The 18,102-nt window shown below is 48.5% G+C and carries 15 protein-coding genes; 8 read left to right on the top strand and 7 right to left on the bottom strand.

Annotation, left to right across the window (positions count from 1 at the left end; genetic code table 11):
* Window positions 1-20 precede the first annotated feature (20 nt).
* Together ABDW72_RS13570 and ABDW72_RS13565 are read left to right on the top strand one after the other, a co-directional pair.
* Window positions 21-1,832 carry a M61 family metallopeptidase gene (locus ABDW72_RS13570; RefSeq protein ID WP_347159115.1) on the top strand — a complete coding sequence of 604 codons (1,812 nt, stop codon included), beginning with the start codon at window positions 21-23 and terminating at the stop codon, window positions 1,830-1,832.
* A 690-nt stretch (window positions 1,833-2,522) separates the two neighbouring features.
* Entirely contained in the window at window positions 2,523-2,870 is a 348-nt protein-coding gene (locus ABDW72_RS13565) for a hypothetical protein (protein WP_347159114.1), read from the top strand.
* Window positions 2,871-2,916: 46 nt separating this feature from the next.
* Here the strand turns inward: ABDW72_RS13565 and ABDW72_RS13560 are convergent, their stop codons facing one another.
* Complete coding sequence (locus tag ABDW72_RS13560) at window positions 2,917-4,341, bottom strand: Glu/Leu/Phe/Val family dehydrogenase (protein ID WP_347159113.1); 1,425 nt, start codon at window positions 4,339-4,341, stop codon at window positions 2,917-2,919.
* A 294-nt stretch (window positions 4,342-4,635) separates the two neighbouring features.
* Between ABDW72_RS13560 and ABDW72_RS13555 the strand changes: the two genes are divergently transcribed.
* The gene (locus ABDW72_RS13555) at window positions 4,636-5,115 is read left to right on the top strand and encodes a hypothetical protein (RefSeq protein WP_347159112.1); all 480 of its coding nucleotides are present in this window, start codon (window positions 4,636-4,638) and stop codon (window positions 5,113-5,115) included.
* 74 nt (window positions 5,116-5,189) lie between these two features.
* On the opposite strand, the gene bamJ is transcribed toward ABDW72_RS13555, so the two are convergent.
* Window positions 5,190-5,801 (bottom strand): BamJ family beta-barrel-assembly machinery protein, encoded by a 612-nt coding sequence (gene bamJ / locus ABDW72_RS13550; protein ID WP_347159111.1) that lies wholly within the window; start codon window positions 5,799-5,801, stop codon window positions 5,190-5,192.
* Between the two features lie 376 nt (window positions 5,802-6,177).
* Between bamJ and ABDW72_RS13545 the strand changes: the two genes are divergently transcribed.
* The 4 genes from ABDW72_RS13545 to ABDW72_RS13530 are packed head-to-tail and all read left to right on the top strand — an operon-like array spanning window position 6,178 to window position 10,777.
* Window positions 6,178-6,810 carry a TetR/AcrR family transcriptional regulator gene (locus ABDW72_RS13545; protein WP_347159110.1) on the top strand — a complete coding sequence of 211 codons (633 nt, stop codon included), beginning with the start codon at window positions 6,178-6,180 and terminating at the stop codon, window positions 6,808-6,810.
* A complete protein-coding gene (locus ABDW72_RS13540) occupies window positions 6,794-8,170 on the top strand; it encodes a TolC family protein (RefSeq protein ID WP_347159109.1) in 1,377 nt (458 codons plus the stop codon). The genes ABDW72_RS13545 and ABDW72_RS13540 overlap by 17 nt, the downstream gene beginning before the upstream one ends.
* 12 nt (window positions 8,171-8,182) lie before the next feature.
* Window positions 8,183-9,226: an HlyD family secretion protein gene (locus tag ABDW72_RS13535; RefSeq protein WP_347159108.1), complete on the top strand. Its 1,044-nt coding sequence runs from the start codon at window positions 8,183-8,185 to the stop codon at window positions 9,224-9,226.
* Window positions 9,227-9,229: 3 nt separating this feature from the next.
* A complete protein-coding gene (locus ABDW72_RS13530) occupies window positions 9,230-10,777 on the top strand; it encodes a DHA2 family efflux MFS transporter permease subunit (RefSeq protein WP_347159106.1) in 1,548 nt (515 codons plus the stop codon).
* A 74-nt stretch (window positions 10,778-10,851) separates the two neighbouring features.
* On the opposite strand, the gene ABDW72_RS13525 is transcribed toward ABDW72_RS13530, so the two are convergent.
* Complete coding sequence (locus ABDW72_RS13525; protein WP_347159105.1) at window positions 10,852-10,983, bottom strand: hypothetical protein; 132 nt, start codon at window positions 10,981-10,983, stop codon at window positions 10,852-10,854.
* 432 nt (window positions 10,984-11,415) lie between these two features.
* Between ABDW72_RS13525 and ABDW72_RS13520 the strand changes: the two genes are divergently transcribed.
* Window positions 11,416-12,972 carry an FMN-binding glutamate synthase family protein gene (locus ABDW72_RS13520; protein ID WP_347159104.1) on the top strand — a complete coding sequence of 519 codons (1,557 nt, stop codon included), beginning with the start codon at window positions 11,416-11,418 and terminating at the stop codon, window positions 12,970-12,972.
* 81 nt (window positions 12,973-13,053) lie between these two features.
* On the opposite strand, the gene ABDW72_RS13515 is transcribed toward ABDW72_RS13520, so the two are convergent.
* The 4 genes from ABDW72_RS13515 to ABDW72_RS13500 form a co-directional block, all read right to left on the bottom strand.
* Window positions 13,054-13,191, bottom strand: coding sequence for a hypothetical protein (locus ABDW72_RS13515; protein WP_347159103.1), 138 nt, complete (start codon window positions 13,189-13,191; stop codon window positions 13,054-13,056).
* Window positions 13,192-13,386: 195 nt separating this feature from the next.
* Complete coding sequence (locus ABDW72_RS13510) at window positions 13,387-16,773, bottom strand: methylmalonyl-CoA mutase family protein (protein ID WP_347159102.1); 3,387 nt, start codon at window positions 16,771-16,773, stop codon at window positions 13,387-13,389.
* Window positions 16,774-17,053: 280 nt separating this feature from the next.
* Window positions 17,054-17,614, bottom strand: a complete 561-nt coding sequence (locus tag ABDW72_RS13505) for a DUF1003 domain-containing protein (RefSeq protein WP_347159101.1) — start codon at window positions 17,612-17,614, stop codon at window positions 17,054-17,056.
* Window positions 17,615-17,761: 147 nt separating this feature from the next.
* A complete protein-coding gene (locus ABDW72_RS13500; RefSeq protein ID WP_347159100.1) occupies window positions 17,762-17,971 on the bottom strand; it encodes a hypothetical protein in 210 nt (69 codons plus the stop codon).
* Window positions 17,972-18,102 lie beyond the last annotated feature (131 nt).

Raw genomic sequence — 18,102 nt, 5'->3', positions numbered from 1 at the left:
ACAAAATCCTTCACAACAACATGTTTCAACAAAAGAGATTTAAATTATCCCTCTTATTCCTGCTTTTTCTGTGTATTGGTCATACTACTGCTGCTTTCGCCGCAGAACTGCGCTATACTTTATCAATGCCGGAGCCTTACACGCATTATTTTAAGGTAGAGGCAGACCTGACGGGCGCCAGCAAAAAGTATGTGGATTTTACGATGCCGGTGTGGGCGCCGGGCTCATACCTGGTGCGCGAATTTGCCAAAAACGTAGAGAGCTTTAAGGCAACCGACGGGTCAAACAAAAATCTCCGTTCTGAAAAGATTGACAAGAACACCTGGCGCGTATACAGCAACAAAGCCAGCACAGTACATGTAGCTTATGATGTATACGCATTTGAAGTGTCCGTGCGTACCAGCTTCCTGGATGCCTCGCATGGCTATGTAAACGGCACCAGTATATTTATGTACCCTGAAGGGTATGAGCAGCAGGCCGGTACGTTAGTAGTGAAGCCTTACAAGGGCTGGGATAAAGTAACGACAGGCCTTAAAAGCACCGGGCAGTTTACGTTTACCTTCCCCAACTATGATATTCTGGCGGACTCTCCACTCGAAATCGGAAATCATCCTGTTTATACCTTTACTACCAACGGGATAAAACATGAGGTAGCCATGTATGGCGAAGGCAACTACAACCCGGAACGCTTGATGGCCGACATGCAGAAGGTAACCGAAGAAGCTGGCAAAGTAATAGGAGAGTTGCCTTTGGATCGTTACGTCTTTATCGTGCATAACCTTACGCGCGGCGGCGGTGGCCTGGAGCACCTCAACTCTACTACCCTGGAAACCTCCCGCTGGATCTATGGCACCGAAGCTGGCTATCATAGTTTCCTTGGCCTGGTAGCCCACGAGTATTTCCACCTATGGAATGTGAAGCGCCTGCGCCCTTTGCCGCTGGGGCCGTTCAACTATAACCAGGAAAACTATACGGACCTGCTGTGGGTGTCTGAAGGCATTACCAGTTACTATTCCAATATGATTCTGCGCCGGGCAGGCTACATCACGCCGCAGAACTACCTGGAGCGAGTGGCCTCTGGTATAAGCGGTGTGGAGAATACGCCCGGCAACAAAGTGCAAAGTGCGTCAGAGTCCAGCTATGATGCCTGGATCAAATACTATCGCCACACAGAGAACTCTAACAACGCCGAAATTTCATACTACAGCAAAGGCGATGTGTTGGGCGTGTTGCTGAACATGGAAATACTGAAAAGCACTAAAGGGGAGAAGTCGCTGGATGACCTGATGCGCTATATGTATAACCGCTACTACAAGCAACAGAAACGCGGATTTACGCAGGCTGAATTCAAGGAGGCCGCAGAAAAGATCACCGGACATTCGATGGATGCCTTTTTCCGTGATTATGTAGACGGCACCGATACACCCGATTACAACGCATACTTTGAAACTGCAGGTTTACGACTGGTAAATGAAAATGAGAACCAGCAAGTTCCTGGTTGGGGAGCGGCAACAGCATTTGCTGATGGAAGGCTGCTGGTGCGCCTTGTAAACCGCGGTAGCAGCGCCTGGGAGGGTGGATTGAATGTGAACGATGAGATCGTAGCTGTTGACGGGTACCGGGTGGACAATAATGATCTTACCCGCATTTTGAGCGAGCACAAGATAGGCGACACGCTTTCTGTTCTGGTTGCTCGCGACAATAAAATGATGACTTTGCAGATTCCGCTCCTGAAAGACGAAACTATCCGCTACCATTTTGAGCAAATAGCAAACCCAAGCGAGTTGCAGAAGAAGATCTATAATAAATGGCTGGCGGTTTCTAACAGCTAAACCTCAAGTATAAACAACCTCTAAACGGTGAGGCGATGGTGGCGAAAGCTTCACATTGTCTCACCGTTTTTTATAATAGCATGCTGCGTTATCGTTGCGGAACGATAAGCAGCTTCTGAACAACCCCAAACCTTAATCAGAAAGCATCAGTTTGTTCCATAAGCTACTCATGCTTAACCGGAGCAATTAACGTTACACTACCTCCTAAGTATACCGTTTTAGTGCAAGCCCAAATAGCTGGCTACACTGCATGTTATACTCTATACTTGGATCGTAATGGTAGCCTGTAATTCAACTGTGAGGATATTTACAAGAGCTAGTTTAAACAATAACTAATACAGCTGCGCTGTCGCCTTTTATCTTTTTGCAGGTTATTTAGATGTTGGGAAGCGATAACCCTGTTTAAATATGATATTTATACTATATTAAGAGAATTGCACTGTTTAAGCTTGAGAACAGATATGTTCAGGCCTTTAATTATAATAAAGCCAAGTATATAAATAGCGCTGTTGTATAACATAAACAATTTGGTTCTTATGTAAAGGCTGTTTATATTTCGGGGAATTAGTAAATAATTTTACCTTCTTTGTTATGGTGGTGGTAGAAACCACGTTTGTTCGGTTAGTATATTATAGTGATATAGATTGTCTGTTAATCAAATGGTTAGTAAAGCCGGAGACACCTGTTCTAATGGAAGCTTACCTGCACATACTGGACCTGCTAACTGTAAATGCAGGGCTTCGGCTTTATTGCACTGATTTAAGTAACATTGGGGCACTTGACCGGGAGCAGGAAGTATGGCTTAATTTAGAATATTATCCGATGGTGCATAACTTGCTTCAGAGTGATTTCTATGTAGCTGTGGTATTTTCTGAAGAACACTTTAAAGCCATTGTAACCAACTACCAGGCTTCTGCACCTGCGGAACTTTATGCCTTCACCCACTTTACTTATTTTACTGCCGTAGACGAAGCGATCCATTGGCTGATGAGCATTAAAAAAGGTCAGGATACAGCGTTACTTCCTGCTGCACTCTGACCTTCTTTTGCTTTTTTACGGTATGTTGTCTTAAAACAGCGCTGCCTCAAGGGAAAATACCTAAGGCTTCGTAGCTTACTCCTATCTTTTCGATAGCTGCCAGGAAAGCGGCTGTTCGCAGATCCGGAATTTTCTTTTCTATCATTACATCGCGTATCTCGTGGTAAGCATTTATCATGGTATCCTCTAAACCGGAGCGTACCAAGTCCACCTCATCTGAGCCTTGCGTCAGGAACTTGTACTCCTGCGCTGACATTCTTTTACCTGAAGTCGATTCGATCGCATCTACTAGGCGGCGGAAGTGTGCTTCTTCTGCGCGCTTGCCCATACGTCCGAAACGCACATGCGAAAGGTTTTTTAGCCACTCAAAATAAGAAACCGTTACACCCCCGGCATTCAGGTATAGATCGGGTATGATAATAATGCCTTTGTTCAGTAACACCTGCTCTGCACTTCTGGTAACAGGACCATTGGCACCTTCTGCTATTATTTTAGCTTTGATGCGGTCGGCGTTGCTGTCTGTGATCTGGTTTTCCAGGGCTGCAGGAATCAAGATATCACAATCTACTTCCAGCAACTCCATGGAGTTTTCGAAGTTCTTTGCGTTAGGGAAGTTAAGGATGGAGCCATTCTCACTACGGTGCTTGAAAGCTTCCTGCACGTCAATACCGTTTTCATTGTAAATGCCTCCTTCACGCTCGGCAATCCCCACAATCAGGGCGCCGTCCTGCTGGCAGAAGTATGCCGCATGATACCCCACGTTGCCCAAGCCCTGCACAATAATCCGCTTGCCTTGCAGGGTGCGGCCGTCCATGCCTTTGCCCTCCAGTAATTCCGTATCATCGAGTGCCTCCCGGATGCCATAATAGATCCCCAGGCCCGTAGCTTCTGCCCGGCCCCGTATGCCGCCCTGGCCAATTGGTTTGCCCGTCACGCAGCCCAAGGCATTAGTTTCGCCATAGTTCAACGCTTGGTAGGTATCTGCTATCCACGCCATTTCGCGGCTGCCTGTGCCATAATCAGGAGCTGGTACATCAATACCTGGACCAATGAGATTCTTGCGGATGAGCTCAGCGGCATAACGGCGGGTGATTTTTTCCAGCGTTTTAACCGAGGTAGTACGGGGGTTGATCTTTACACCGCCCTTAGCCCCGCCAAAAGGCACATCCACTACCGCGCACTTAAAGGTCATGAGCGTGGCCAATGCTTTAACTTCGTCTTCATCTACCTGCATGCTGTAGCGGATACCGCCTTTCGAGGGAAGTTTATGATGACTGTGTTGCACCCGTATGCCTTCTACTACTTCTACCTTACCATCAATTTCCACGGGAAACGACACCTTGTACACACTATTGCAAGCTTTAATTTGCGCCAGAATACCAGCATCTAAGCGGGAAAAACTGGCGGCGTGGTCAAAAAACTGATGAACACTGTCGAGGAACTGCCTGCCTTCGTTGGGGTTGTTTGCCATACAAGTTTTCTTTTTTGTGTAAGCTTAAATATGAAATTAGAACGGCGCCAGGCATTGATTTGTTCTACAATTCTCTGCAAACACCTGTAATCCGGTTCTGGTAAAACTTATTAGGGCTATTCTTCCGTTAAAGGAGTATTTATAAGAGTAATTCCAGATTAAATTGTAAATTATATTTGCTAAAGCTTGCTTAAGAAGATTAAACCGGTAAAATTTGTTAAAATAGTTTAGTCTGGGAATCAGCTGCAAGCAGAATAAACAAAAAATAGAGTTAGGTAATTAAAGTGCGACACAATGGAAGAAAACTCTATTCAGTATTTCGGAGATAAAGTACAAGCGGTAGAAATCGGGCCTGCAGCAAACAATAAGTTGAGCATCAATTACCAGGAAGAAGAACGGGTGCTACAGGTGCTGTGGGAAGGGCAAGTTACGTCGGCAGAGGTACGGAATGGCTATAAAAAGATCATAGATCTGGTCAGGCAATATAAACCAACGAAGTGGCTGCTGGACCTTCATAACCGCGAACTGATTAAACGTGAAGATCAGCGATGGGTGTTTACTCATGTTTACCCGCAGGCATTGCAGTTGATACAGCAAACAGTGTTTGTCGCCATTATCCTGCCAGTTTATTCTTACCACAGCCTGGTAAACGAGCTGAACGGAGATGAGCTGATGCACGGTGATAACTTCCTGATCATGAATCATTTTCTATACCAGGAAGAGGCACGGCGCTGGCTACAAAATATGACTGCAATAGGGCAGGAGGCCTGCTGATTAGAAGGTCTCCTGCATACTAAAAAGGGGAAGCATAAACTGCTTCCCCTTTTTAGTATGCACTGGTGTAATGCCTATTTGTTGACAGAAATCAGCTCCACATCAAAAATTAGAGTAGCATTCGGCTCAATGGCATCGCCTGCACCCTGAGTGCCATAGGCAAGCTCCGAAGGGATAAACAGGCGCCACTTAGCCCCTTCTTTCATCAGTTGCAAAGCTTCCGTCCAGCCAGCAATAACGCCGTTTACAGGGAATGTAGCCGGTTCGCCGCGCTCATAGCTGGAATCAAATACGGTTCCATCGATCAGTGTGCCGCGGTAATGTGTTGTAACGCTGTCTGAGCTAGACGGAGATTTGCCGTTTCCTTCTTGCAGCACCTGGTATTGCAGGCCGCTTGGAAGTGTTTTTACGCCTTCTTTGCTTTTATTTGCTGCCAGAAAAGACTCGCCAGCCTGCTTGTTTTCAGCACTTTTGCCGCTTTGCTTCTGCCCCATTTCCTGCTGCAGCGCCATCATGGCCTGCTGTACTTCTGCCTGCGACAGCGAAGACGGTTTGCCTGCCAGCACTTCTTTCAGACCTTCCATAAAAGGTTCTGCTTCAATCTCAATGCCTTGTTTCTGTAAGTTAGCAGCCATATCGCGGCCAATAATGTAGCTGATTTTGTCTTTCTGGTTCTCTGGTTTCATGAACAAGTTGTTTTGCGCCTTTGCCGGCGCGGTTAAAAATGCGTCATTCCTGACATTTGTCGCAAAGGTATGCTTTTAAAGAACGCAAAGTAGAGCGACCGAGTTATCAGTGCCACGTTGTATTCGCTGTGTCCGCCGTTTCCCCTTACTAATTCAGGAATCTCACCATTATGTGGCCTGCTATACTCAACTTCTGCCGCCGCTGTGGGGTAAGCTATACTATTATTCTCGCAAAATGCTGGCAGAAAAGTGATGTATTCCGATTTAAATGAAATTTTGCTATTTACAACTATCGTGTTGGAACATTTATTTAAGATAGATGTTTGATTAATCAAACGATTGATTAATTTTGCAGCCGCTTAGGTTAAATACGGAGATGAGTAAAGAAGATAAAAAAGAACATATACTGGATACGGCAGAAAAAGTGTTTGCCAAACTCGGGTATGAAGGAGCCTCTACCCGTTTACTTGCCAGCGAAGCTGGCGTTAACATGGCCATGATCAACTATTACTTTGGCTCTAAAGACGGGTTGATGGAAGCCGTGCTGCAACGCAGAATTTCCGGCATGCGCATGAAACTGGAGGAGGTAAAGGAAACCGGTTCGTCGTCTTGGGATAAGTTAATCAAAGCATTGGAAATTTATCTGAACAGGGTAAGCAACAACAACTGCTTTCACCGCATCATTCACCGCGAGATTTCCCTGAACCAACGCTCTGAGATGAGCAGTATTCTGGCGGATAGTGTATTTGCAAATGTACAAACCATCATCAACATCATGAAAGAAGGTGTGGAGGATGGCACCTTCCGGAAAGTGGATGTGGAGATGACCGCTATCAGTATACTAGGCACGATCTACTATATCGTAAATTCTAGCCAGGTTTCTGCCAGAGTACTTCATGCAGACCTCCAGGACAGCAACGTGATGGAAAATGAAGCAAGGCCACGCATTAAGAAATTTTTATACGATTATCTACAAGCATATTTGTTAAATCATGATTTACAGAAGTAATCATTCTTTTACCCGCTTTATAGCAAAGCAGGTGCACACTGGCATGCACAAGTATGGGCTCCTGGCGTTGCTGCTGCTTTTTTCAGGAGTGGTGTCGGCGCAGGACGCAAGAAAGCTTAGCCTGCAGGAAGCCATAGAACTGGGGGTGCAGAGCAGCAACACGCTCAAGCTTTCCCAGGCAAAAATTGATGAGGCGATTGCCAGGTTTAACCAGACTAAGGACAATGCCTTGCCCACCGGCAGTGTGAGCTATACATATAACCACGCCGAAATACCCACTTCTACCTTTCAACTTTCTGAAAAAGGAGAGCCAATGTATCTGCCGAAGCGGGCGAATGCTTTTTTAGGCACGTTCTCCTTGCAGGAGGTAATATTTGGCGGTAACCGACTGAAGTATGCAACCGAGTCGACCGAACTGCTGACGCAGATCGCACGGCTGAATGCTGAGGAGAACAGGGAGGAACTGGTGTATGATATCACCAATGCTTATTTTAACCTGTATAAGCTGCAGCAGAGCCAGAAAGTAGTGCAGCAGAACCTGCAGGCTGTAGACCGTCAGATCAAGCAGTCACAGCGCTTTTTTGACCAGGGCCTGGGCACCCGTAACGATGTGCTCCGCTTTCAGCTGCAGCGCAGCAACGTAGAGTTATCGGGCGTTGATCTGGAGACAAACCGCAAAGTGGTGGTGTATAACCTGGACATTATGCTGGGACTGCCGGTAGAAACTGACCTGACAGTGGATGAGATCCAATCGCCCAGTCAACTGGCCACCACCCTCGCCGCCTATGTGGATACGGCTTTGGTAAACCGCCAGGAGATCAAAGCGCTGGGCCTGCAAACCAAAGTAGCCGAGAATCAGATCAAATCCATTAAAGCGGAGCAGTTGCCTTCCATTTTAGCGAGCCTCAGCGCCTATTACATTAACCCGAGCGGCGCCTTTGTGCCGCCGGTTAACAGCTACCTGGCACCGGTTTCGGCAGGTGCAACCGTTGCCTGGAACTTTGACCAGCTATGGCTGAATAAAAACAAGGTAGCAGAAGCTAAAGCGCAGAAAGTAGAAGCGGAGATCAGCCACAATGCTACCCGCGACCTGGTGCGCACGCAGGTAAACCAAAGCTACCAGAACTACCAGCGGGCACTGAATAAGGTACAGATCCTGCAGGTTGCTATTGAGCAGGCCCAGGAAAACGAGCGCATGGTAGAGTCGCAGTACCAGAATTCCATAGCCTCTGCCATCGACCTGATTGATGCGCAAACGCAGCTGTTTCAGGCACAGATAAACCTGGAACTGGCCAAAGCCGATGCGGGCGTGGCTTATTATACTTTATTAAAATCAACAGGAACAATAACACACAAATAGTATTAACGCATAATGGAAACCGAAAAGAAAAAGTCTAAGAAAATCATTCCTATCATTCTGGGCCTATTGCTTATTGTTGGGGCTATCTTTGGTATAAAAGAGTACTTATACTTCAGCAAGCACGAAGATACCGACGACGCGCAGATTGATGCAGACATCAGCCCGGTGGTAGCGCGTGTGGGAGGCTATGTGGACTCCATCATGTTTGAGGAAAACGAGCACGTAAAAGAAGGCCAGGTGCTGGTAAAGCTGGACCAGCGTGACTACCAGATAAAATTAGAGCAGGCGCAGGCGGCCCAGCAGGGTGCTACTGCCGGTACAAATGTAGCGCAGTCGCAGATCAGCACCACACAAGCTAATGCTTCTACAGCTAAAGCTAATGCAGAGGCTGCTAAAGTAAAGCTGTGGCAGGCCGAGCAGGACTATAAGCGCTATGCCAACCTGGTAAAAGACGGCTCAGTAACGCAGCAGCAGTTTGAGCAGGCAAAAGCCCAGCGCGACGCTGCCCAGGCTGCTTACCAGGCTGCCCAGGACAACTACAATGCTGCCGTGAAGCAGATTGCAACAACCCGCTCGCAGCTGGCTGTTTCTAACACGGGCGTGGACCAAAGCCAGGCCAATGTAGACTTTGCAAAACTACAGCTCTCTTATACTACCATCGAAGCGCCGGTGAGCGGTATGGCATCTAACAAGAATATACAGGTGGGCCAGCTGATACAGCCCGGACAGAAACTGTTCTCCATTGTAAATGACAGCAGCCTGTACATTACCGCCAACTTTAAAGAAACGCAACTTGAAAATTTACGAGAAGGCCAGCATGTGGACATTGAAGTAGATGCTTTTCCGGATGTAGAAGTAGATGGTGTAATCTATAACTTTTCGCCGGCCACAGGTGCCAAATTTTCGCTGCTGCCGCCCGACAACGCGACAGGTAACTTTGTAAAAGTGGTGCAGCGTGTACCGGTAAAGATCAAAATATTGCCAAACAAAATTATGGATGAATTGCGCCCAGGCATGAGCGTAAAAGTATCTGTGCTCACCAAAGAAGACAAATAATTTATGGCAGAAACAGGTATAAAAAAATGGGTTATCACGATCACGGTGATCTCGGCCTCACTACTGGAGCTGATTGATACCACAATCGTGAACGTATCCATCCCTCAGATACAGGGAAACCTGGGCGCCACGCTCGAAGATGTGGCTTGGCTCACAACGGGCTACGCGGTAGCAAACGTAATTATCCTGCCCATGTCGGGCTGGCTTGGTAGCTTTTTCGGCCGGAAGAATTATTTTCTGGGTTCTATTATTCTTTTCACGGTAGCCTCTTTCCTGTGCGGCAACGCGACAGGCTTGGATGAACTGATCCTGTTCCGTATTATACAAGGTGTAGCAGGCGGCGGCTTGATTTCTACGGCACAGGCAATCCTGCTGGAAACATGGCCACCGGAAGAGGTGGGTATCGCCACTGCGTTGTTTGGCCTTGGAGCCGTATTCGGACCTACAGTTGGGCCAACAATAGGCGGCTATATCACGGATAATTACTCCTGGCCTTGGATTTTTTATGTAAATATTCCGGTTGGGGCTGTGGCTGCATTTGCCACCTATACCTTTATCAACGAAACGCCCAAGACTGGCAGAGGAAAGCCGATCGACTGGTGGGGCATTGCCTTGTTGGCCATAGCCGTAGGGAGCTTACAGACACTACTGGAAAAAGGCGAATCGGAAGACTGGTTTTCAACTACTTATATTACGGTGCTTGCGGTAGCAGCGGTTATTGGTACGCTGCTGTTCCTGTGGCGCGAAACGTCGACAGAGCATCCAATTGTTAATTTCAAGATCATGCGGCACCGGAGCTTCTCGCTGGGGATGCTCACATCCTTTGTGCTGGGCTTTGGCCTGTATGGCTCCGTGTTCGTGTTCCCCATATTTTGCCAGCAATTGCTTGGTTTTACGGGCGAACAAACCGGACTCATACTACTACCGGGTGGTTTGTTTACGATCGCCATGATGCCCTTTGTGGGTATCATGCTGAAGCGGGGCGTGCCAGCGCAGTTTATGGCTACGGCCGGTATGCTCCTGTTCTTCGTTTTCTCCTGGATGCTGAGTAAATCAACGCTTTCATCGGGCACCGAGGATTTCTTCTGGCCACTGGTAATCAGGGGTATAGGGATGTCGCTGCTGTTTGTGCCACTTACCACGCTTGCCATACAGGACCTGCGCGGCCCTGAACTGGGCCAGGGAACAGGTCTTAATAACATGATGCGCCAGTTGGGTGGTTCGTTCGGTATTGCGGCCCTTACCACGCTGATTCACGTGCGGCAGGGATTTCACCGCAGTAACCTGCTCACCAATATAAACGAGTATAATCCTGCCTTTGTAGAGCGCTTCCAGGGAATGGTACAGAACTTTGTAAGCAAAGGCTATACGTTCATGGACGCAAAAGTAGCTGCCTACAAAGCAATGGAAGGTACGGTTATCCGACAGACGCTGCTGCTCACTTATACAGATATTTACTGGGTATCCGGTATCATCATGCTATGTGCAATCCCGATCGTATACCTGCAAAAATTCAGCAAAAATGCAAATGTACCAGTAGACGTTCATTAGCGAAATAGATACCTTCAACAAAAACGGTCCTCTCCAGTTCTGGAGAAGACCGTTTTTGTTATATCCGGAGCGCCTTATAAGTATAGATGATATTCCTCCTCCCGGAGGTCTATCTGCAAATTGCCTGGGGCCAGCCAGTTTTTTACCAGCAGGCCAACCGTGGTGCCTAGCAGCAGCAGCGATGAGAGCGTCGTTAATCTTTTCATATAGTTGGGGGTTAAAGGAGGGAACTACTGCATTTAACGCGTACATAGCTATAAAGTTATGTATAGCTTGTTATGCAAATGTTACTATTTTGGATTTATATACTTCTATTACTAACACATACATGTAGAACTGGGGACGACACAAGGCAATAAGGTATAAATCTGTGCGACTGGTAAGATTATATTCTTTAAATTCTGTTACCTTTGCGGCCCTAAAAACAAGGTATGTCCTCCAGATTTGAACATTTAAAGGTCTTTTTCCTTAGCAAAATTTCTCTTTGCCGTGGAAGCCGTTTTAGCAGGTATCCGGCTTTACAGTCTTACAAATCGTCTCCCTCAAAATTTATATAAGTTTATCGTTCTGCTATCTGCCGGTGCAAGCTGTCAGGGCCGAAAAAAGCAATTCCATTCCTATTTCAAAATTTTTCTTGTATGGCCACTAAAATTAGCGTGAGGCAAACGCTTTCTTTTGCTTTCATTGCAGCTTACCTGCTTACACTGTTCTTTGCGGTTTTCAATCCCACATTTTTCTGGCTGCTGTTAGCTATTGTGCCGCTGCACCTGGTATACTTCCGCAACGTGCGGCAAGGCAGGCACACGGTACTGCGCAATTATCCGCTACTGGGCTACCTGCGCTACTTTTTTGAGAGCATACGGCCGGAGTTGCGCCAGTATTTCTTCGAATCTGATTTAGATGGTACGCCTTTCAGCCGCCGCCAGCGCTCCATTGTATACCAGCGGGCTAAAAATGTGCGACAAACGGTGCCCTTTGGCATGCAAAGCAACAGCCTGGAAGTAGGCTTTGAGTGGATCGCGCATACCATGTTTCCGGTGCACATTAAAAACCAGGACCTGCGTACTACCATTGGTAGCAGCCGTTGCAGCAAACCTTACAGCGCCAGCATCTATAACATTTCGGCAATGAGCTACGGCTCCCTTAGCAAAACAGCCGTAAGCGCACTCAGCGGGGGTGCTAAACTTGGTGGCTTTGCCCACAACACCGGCGAAGGGGGCGTAAGCCCGTTCCATATTGCAGGAGGGGGTGACCTGATCTGGCAGATCGGCACAGGCTACTTTGGCTGTCGCGATGCGAATGGCAACTTTTCGGATGAGCTTTTCAGCCAACAGGCGGCGCACCCACACATCAAAATGGTAGAGATAAAGTTGTCGCAGGGTGCCAAGCCAGGCCATGGCGGTATACTGCCGGCTGCAAAAAACACCCCAGAGATAGCAACTATCCGTAAAGTAGAGCCACATACAACGGTGATGTCTCCACCGGCCCATGCCGCCTTCCACGACCAGTTTACGATGCTGCTCTTTATCGAAAAGCTGCGCCTGCTCTCCGGGGGAAAGCCGGTCGGTATTAAGCTTTGTATTGGCAACAAACAGGAGTTTGAGCGCCTGTGCCAGGAGATGATGCACAACCAATTGTTCCCTGATTTTATCAGCATCGATGGGGCAGAAGGCGGCACCGGTGCCGCGCCACTGGAGTTTACCGATAGCCTGGGGATGCCGCTCTACGATGCGCTCGCTTTTGTGCACAACACCTTGAAGAAGTATGGCTTGCGTCAGGAAATTAAGATCATGGCGGCGGGGAAGATCATCACCGGGGTTGATATTATCAAAGCGCTGGCACTGGGAGCGGATACGTGTTACAGTGCACGGGGAATGATGTTTGCGCTTGGGTGCATTCAGGCGTTGCAGTGCGATTCCGGCCGCTGCCCGGTAGGAATCGCCACGCAGGAAAAAAGCCTTTACAGCGGGCTGGATGTAGCCGACAAGCAGGTGCGGGTGGCAAACTTCCAGGTTAATACTATCAAATCTACCATAGAAGTGATGGAGGCCTGTGGTTTCAGCAGCTTGGAAGCCATCACGCCGGATAAGGTTTTCAGGAGGGTAGAGCAGGGCAAGACCCTGAGCTTTAAAGATATCTATTTTACCCGCCAGGCAACTGTAGGGGAGCTACGGCAGAATTATGCCCTGAATTAAAGTATGATCTATACTTAGGACGAGCTAAGCTGCCCCATCTGCAATAGCGGATGGGGCAGTTTTCATTTGCAGACTGGCAGCTTACAGGTACACACTTTCGTCCTCTTCGTGCAGGTCGAAGGCCGCATCTTCTTCTTTGTAGGATACGTTTATAGCAATGTAGGCCGCAGCTGCTATCACCAGTATGGCGGTGCTGAGTAAGGCTGTTGTAAGTTTCATGGTGTTAGGATTTAGATATATCCGTTTTACGGCACCCAGTGCCAAGGGTTAATTCGGCAACAGCACCGACCACTAACCTAAATAATGAAATTGCAGTGACCGCTACCGGCATCGTGCCGCTTCGTAACAGTGCTCCAAAACAAAAAAAGGTCAGGCACCTGGCCTGACCTTTTTGCTAAGGTATAATACTTGTGCTTACATGTTGCGGCGGTACTGGCCGCCTACTTCAAACAAGGCATTCGTGATTTGGCCGAGCGAGCAGTACTTCACTGTCTCCATCAGTTCTTCGAAGATGTTTCCGTTGTTAATGGCAACCTGCTGCAGGCGCTTGAGCAGTTCCGTTGCTTTATCGGCATTGCGTTCCTGCAGGTTGTGCACCATCGTGATCTGGTACTGCTTCTCTTCTTCCGTCGCCCGGATCACTTCTTTCGGAAGCACCGTCGGCGAACCGGTAGAAGACAGGAAAGTGTTCACGCCTATGATCGGGTAGTCGCCATTGTGCTTCAGCGTCTCATAGTACAAGCTTTCCTCCTGGATCTTACCCCGCTGGTACATCGTTTCCATGGCACCTAACACGCCCCCACGCTCGGTAATGCGGTCGAACTCCACGAGTACCGCTTCCTCTACCAGGTCGGTGAGTTCTTCGATGATGAAAGAACCCTGCAGCGGGTTTTCATTTTTAGCCAGGCCGAGCTCACGGTTGATGATGAGCTGGATGGCCATGGCGCGGCGTACCGATGCTTCGGTTGGCGTCGTGATGGCCTCGTCGTAAGCATTGGTGTGCAGCGAGTTACAGTTATCGTAGATCGCGTACAACGCCTGCAGTGTGGTACGGATGTCGTTGAAGTCGATCTCCTGTGCGTGCAGCGAACGGCCGGACGTTTGGATGTGGTACTTCAACATCTGCGAGCGGGCATCGGCGCCATACTTCAGCTTCATGGCTTTGGCCCAGATCTTACGCGCTACGCGGCCAATTACCGCATACTCCGCATCGATGCCGTTGGAGAAGAAGAAGCTTAAGTTCGGCGCAAACTTGTTGATGTCCATGCCGCGGCTCACGTAGTACTCCACGAAGGTAAAGCCATTGGCCAGTGTAAAGGCCAGCTGCGAGATAGGATTAGCGCCCGCCTCCGCTATATGGTAACCGGAAATCGATACCGAATAGAAGTTGCGGATGTTCTGGTTGATAAAGTACTGTTGCACGTCACCCATCAGGCGCAGCGAGAACTCTGTGGAGAAAATACAAGTGTTCTGTGCCTGATCTTCTTTCAGAATATCGGCCTGCACCGTACCACGCACAGCGGCCAGCGTGCGTGTTTTGATCGGCTCATACACTTCAGCAGGTAACACCATATCGCCCGTCACGCCCAGCAGCAGCAAACCTAAGCCATCATTGCCTTCCGGCAGCTTGCCCTGGTACTGCGGACGCGCCACGCCTTTCTCTTTATAGATGGCGTCAATTTTCTGGTTGATCTCTTCCTCCAGCCCATGCTCCTTGATGTAAAGTTCGCACTGCTGGTCGATGGCGGCATTCATAAAAAAGCCCGTCAGGATAGCGGCCGGACCATTGATGGTCATCGACACCGACGTTTTCGGGTCGGCCAGGTTAAAGCCGGAGTATAGTTTCTTGGCATCATCCAGGCAACAAATACTCACGCCAGAATTGCCAATCTTGCCATAAATATCGGGCCTGTAATCCGGGTCTTCGCCGTAGAGCGTTACAGAGTCAAAGGCCGTAGACAGGCGCTTGGCGGGCATGCCGAGGCTCACATAATGGAAACGGCGGTTGGTGCGCTCCGGGCCACCTTCGCCGGCAAACATGCGGGTAGGGTCTTCGCCTTCGCGCTTGAACGGGAACACGCCCGCCGTGTAAGGAAACTCTCCCGGTACGTTTTCCTGCAGGTTCCACTGCAGAATATCTCCCCAGGCTTCATAGCGCGGCGTAACTACTTTCGGTATCTGCAAATGCGACAGCGACTCGGTATGCGTCTTTATCTTCAGCTCTTTGTCGCGCACTTTAAATACATAGAACTCGTTCTTATAAGCCTGTACTTTATCTTTCCAGTTCTCGAGAATCTTGCGGTTCTGGCCGTCCAGGTTCAGTTCGATTTCGGCGTACGCCTGTTCCAGTTGCTTCACCAGGCGGTCTTTGTCTTCCACGGCTATACTTTGCACCGCCTCAATGGATTTGCGGATGCCGTACAGTTTCTGCGCCACTTCTGCCTGGTCTTTGCTCCACTTGTCGTAGCTGCGGATGGTCTCGGCAATCTCAGAAAGGTAGCGTGTGCGGGCAGGAGGGATGATATATATTTTCTCGGATATTTCCTTCGAGGTTTTCAGGTGCGAATCGAACGCCACACCGGTCTTCTCGGAGATTTTCGCCATGATGGCGCGGTACAGCTGGTTCATGCCGGGGTCGTTGAACTGCGAAGCGATGGTGCCGAACACCGGAATATCTTCGTCTTTTACGTCCCAGAGCTGGTGGTTGCGTTTGTACTGTTTTTTTACGTCGCGCAGGGCATCCAGGGCACCACGCTTGTCGAATTTGTTCAGCGCAATCACATCGGCAAAGTCCAGCATATCGATTTTTTCCAGCTGCGTGGCCGCGCCATACTCCGGCGTCATCACATACAGGCTAGTATCGGAATGCTCAATAATCTCAGTGTCGGACTGGCCGATGCCGGAAGTTTCGAGTATAATCAGATCAAAATCAGCGGCTTTTACGATGTCCACGGCGTCCTGCACATACTTGCTCAAGGCCAGGTTGCTCTGGCGGGTGGCCAGCGAGCGCATATATACCCGTTCGTTCGAGATGGAGTTCATCCGGATTCTGTCGCCCAGCAAAGCGCCGCCTGTTTTGCGTTTGGACGGGTCTACCGAAATGATGGCGATTTTCTTCTCCGGGAAGTCTTGCAGAAAACGGCGCACCAGCTCATCTACTAAAGAGGATTTACCGGCACCACCAGTACCTGTTATGCCCAGTACCGGCGTTTTTACTTCTTTCGCCTGTTCTTTTACCTCCAGGAGTATAGCCTTAGCTTCTTCCGGAAAGTTCTCGGCAGCTGAAATTAAGCGGGCAATGTCTTTAGGGTTCTTTTCTTTAAGGTGCTTGTACTCGCCGTTCAGGTTTTTGCCTGTCGGGAAGTCGCACTTTTCCAACATATCGTTAATCATACCCTGCAAACCCATCGCGCGGCCATCATCCGGCGAGTAAATACGGGCAACACCATACTCCTGCAACTCCTCAATTTCGGAAGGCAGAATTACGCCGCCGCCGCCGCCAAACAGGCGGATATGGCCGCTGCCGCGCTCATTCAGCAAATCATACATGTACTTAAAATATTCGATGTGGCCGCCCTGGTAGGAGGTGATGGCAATGGCCTGGGCATCTTCCTGAATGGCACAATCCACAATCTCCTGCACCGAACGGTTGTGGCCCAAGTGAATGACTTCGGCGCCTGAGGCCTGGATGATGCGGCGCATGATATTAATGGCGGCATCATGCCCGTCGAACAGGGAGGCGGCTGTAACAATACGAATATGGTTTACAGGCTTGTAAGGTTCTACAGTAGTATAAGTCATATATACTTAACAGTATTTTTTCAAAATTTGATGCGAAGATAGAAGTAAGATTTTAGAATTAAAGCATCCGTATGGTTTTGAGACGCTCCTGTCGCGGCAGGCCAGGGTGTATAACTGTCATTAGCTATTTAACCCAAGTTGTGCTTAACTAATGCTGTGCAGGTGTAAACGCGCCTTTCGCTCCAAGTGGGGGAGTTTCGCAAATGAGTAGTTTATTCCTCTCCTCGGAGGAGTAGGTAATCGCAATTTAAGTTATTTGTGAGAGCCAATCGACAACGCATTATTGATCCTGGCTTCTTTCCATTTCTTCCTCCTTTTCCTCTACCTTGTCCAGCACCTTTTCGGGAGCTACATTTTTGGCTAGTTCATCAATCTCCGGGTTAAAAGATTCTGGTATATCCATCTTTTCAGCCATAGCCCGTACCAGTTTGATTAAATGCGTTATTTCATGTTCTGAAAGGAGGCTGACCTGTAAATTCAGTTCGGCACGTTTATCCGCCTGGGTAGACATGCGGTTTTGGCTTATCAGCACGAAAGTGGAAAGGAATATAGCTTCTACGGAGGCAATCATACCCAGCACCACGAATGACTCGTCAAAAGGCTTTAGGCCCAGCCAGCCCACGTTCCAGAGCACCCAGAGGCCGTAGAGCGCCAGGTGTATGTAAACGTAGGCCATGCTGCCAGCAAAGCGCGTGATCGTAGCAGCGGCTTTATCCTGTATATTCCGCTTTTTATCTTCCTGCTGCTTGCGCTCCAGCAGGGCTTCAATATTGCGTTCCACCACATGCGACATACTCCCGCTTCCGTCTGGCGCCAGTCCATTTTGTTGTTCTTTTCTCATGTAAGGTTTTGTGTAACTGCCTTATACGAGGTGTATTTTGAAGGAAATAGTGCGAAAACAAGGGATAGCATGAGAATAAAAAGAAGTATAGCTGCTATCCCTTAGGTATGAGGGGTGGCCGGCTGGCGAACACCAGGAAGGTGCGTTCTATACTTGCTGCGAATCAATATCCGGCCGCTTTTTTGTACTTCTGATAGCGCCGTATAGCACCGGGCTAAAGAACCTTAGGTTTTCCAGGACACAGGCCATGCCGTAGAACTTCTCCGGGGCCACTTTCTCGTTTTCGGCCATGGCAACAAGCAAAGTATCCAAAGTGTTTTTATAGACGTCGTCAAACTCTTTTTCTGTCATTTTCATACGTTGAAATACCGCAACAGGAAGTTAACCTTTATTTTCTGAATAAAATTCACCTGTACTTTTTTGGCAATGCTGCTCTAAAGGCGAACAAGGCAGATAAGAGAAAATACCTTATAACGGCTGTTTTGTGG

Source organism: Pontibacter chitinilyticus, assembly GCF_039748935.1.
GTDB classification, from domain to species: Bacteria; Bacteroidota; Bacteroidia; order Cytophagales; family Hymenobacteraceae; genus Pontibacter; species Pontibacter chitinilyticus.
Note: the sequence above shows the minus strand (reverse complement) of the source record. Positions and strands in the feature narration are given on the sequence as shown.

Bases quoted from the DNA above. Each gene is read 5' to 3' on its own strand.
- ABDW72_RS13570 (WP_347159115.1), top strand. From the start codon at position 21: ATGTTTCAACAAAAGAGATTTAAATTATCCCTCTTATTCCTGCTTTTT.
- ABDW72_RS13565 (WP_347159114.1), top strand. From the start codon at position 2,523: ATGGAAGCTTACCTGCACATACTGGACCTGCTAACTGTAAATGCAGGG.
- ABDW72_RS13560 (WP_347159113.1), bottom strand. From the start codon at position 4,341: ATGGCAAACAACCCCAACGAAGGCAGGCAGTTCCTCGACAGTGTTCAT.
- ABDW72_RS13555 (WP_347159112.1), top strand. From the start codon at position 4,636: ATGGAAGAAAACTCTATTCAGTATTTCGGAGATAAAGTACAAGCGGTA.
- bamJ (WP_347159111.1), bottom strand. From the start codon at position 5,801: ATGAAACCAGAGAACCAGAAAGACAAAATCAGCTACATTATTGGCCGC.
- ABDW72_RS13545 (WP_347159110.1), top strand. From the start codon at position 6,178: ATGAGTAAAGAAGATAAAAAAGAACATATACTGGATACGGCAGAAAAA.
- ABDW72_RS13540 (WP_347159109.1), top strand. From the start codon at position 6,794: ATGATTTACAGAAGTAATCATTCTTTTACCCGCTTTATAGCAAAGCAG.
- ABDW72_RS13535 (WP_347159108.1), top strand. From the start codon at position 8,183: ATGGAAACCGAAAAGAAAAAGTCTAAGAAAATCATTCCTATCATTCTG.
- ABDW72_RS13530 (WP_347159106.1), top strand. From the start codon at position 9,230: ATGGCAGAAACAGGTATAAAAAAATGGGTTATCACGATCACGGTGATC.
- ABDW72_RS13525 (WP_347159105.1), bottom strand. From the start codon at position 10,983: ATGAAAAGATTAACGACGCTCTCATCGCTGCTGCTGCTAGGCACCACG.
- ABDW72_RS13520 (WP_347159104.1), top strand. From the start codon at position 11,416: ATGGCCACTAAAATTAGCGTGAGGCAAACGCTTTCTTTTGCTTTCATT.
- ABDW72_RS13515 (WP_347159103.1), bottom strand. From the start codon at position 13,191: ATGAAACTTACAACAGCCTTACTCAGCACCGCCATACTGGTGATAGCA.
- ABDW72_RS13510 (WP_347159102.1), bottom strand. From the start codon at position 16,773: ATGACTTATACTACTGTAGAACCTTACAAGCCTGTAAACCATATTCGT.
- ABDW72_RS13505 (WP_347159101.1), bottom strand. From the start codon at position 17,614: ATGAGAAAAGAACAACAAAATGGACTGGCGCCAGACGGAAGCGGGAGT.
- ABDW72_RS13500 (WP_347159100.1), bottom strand. From the start codon at position 17,971: ATGAAAATGACAGAAAAAGAGTTTGACGACGTCTATAAAAACACTTTG.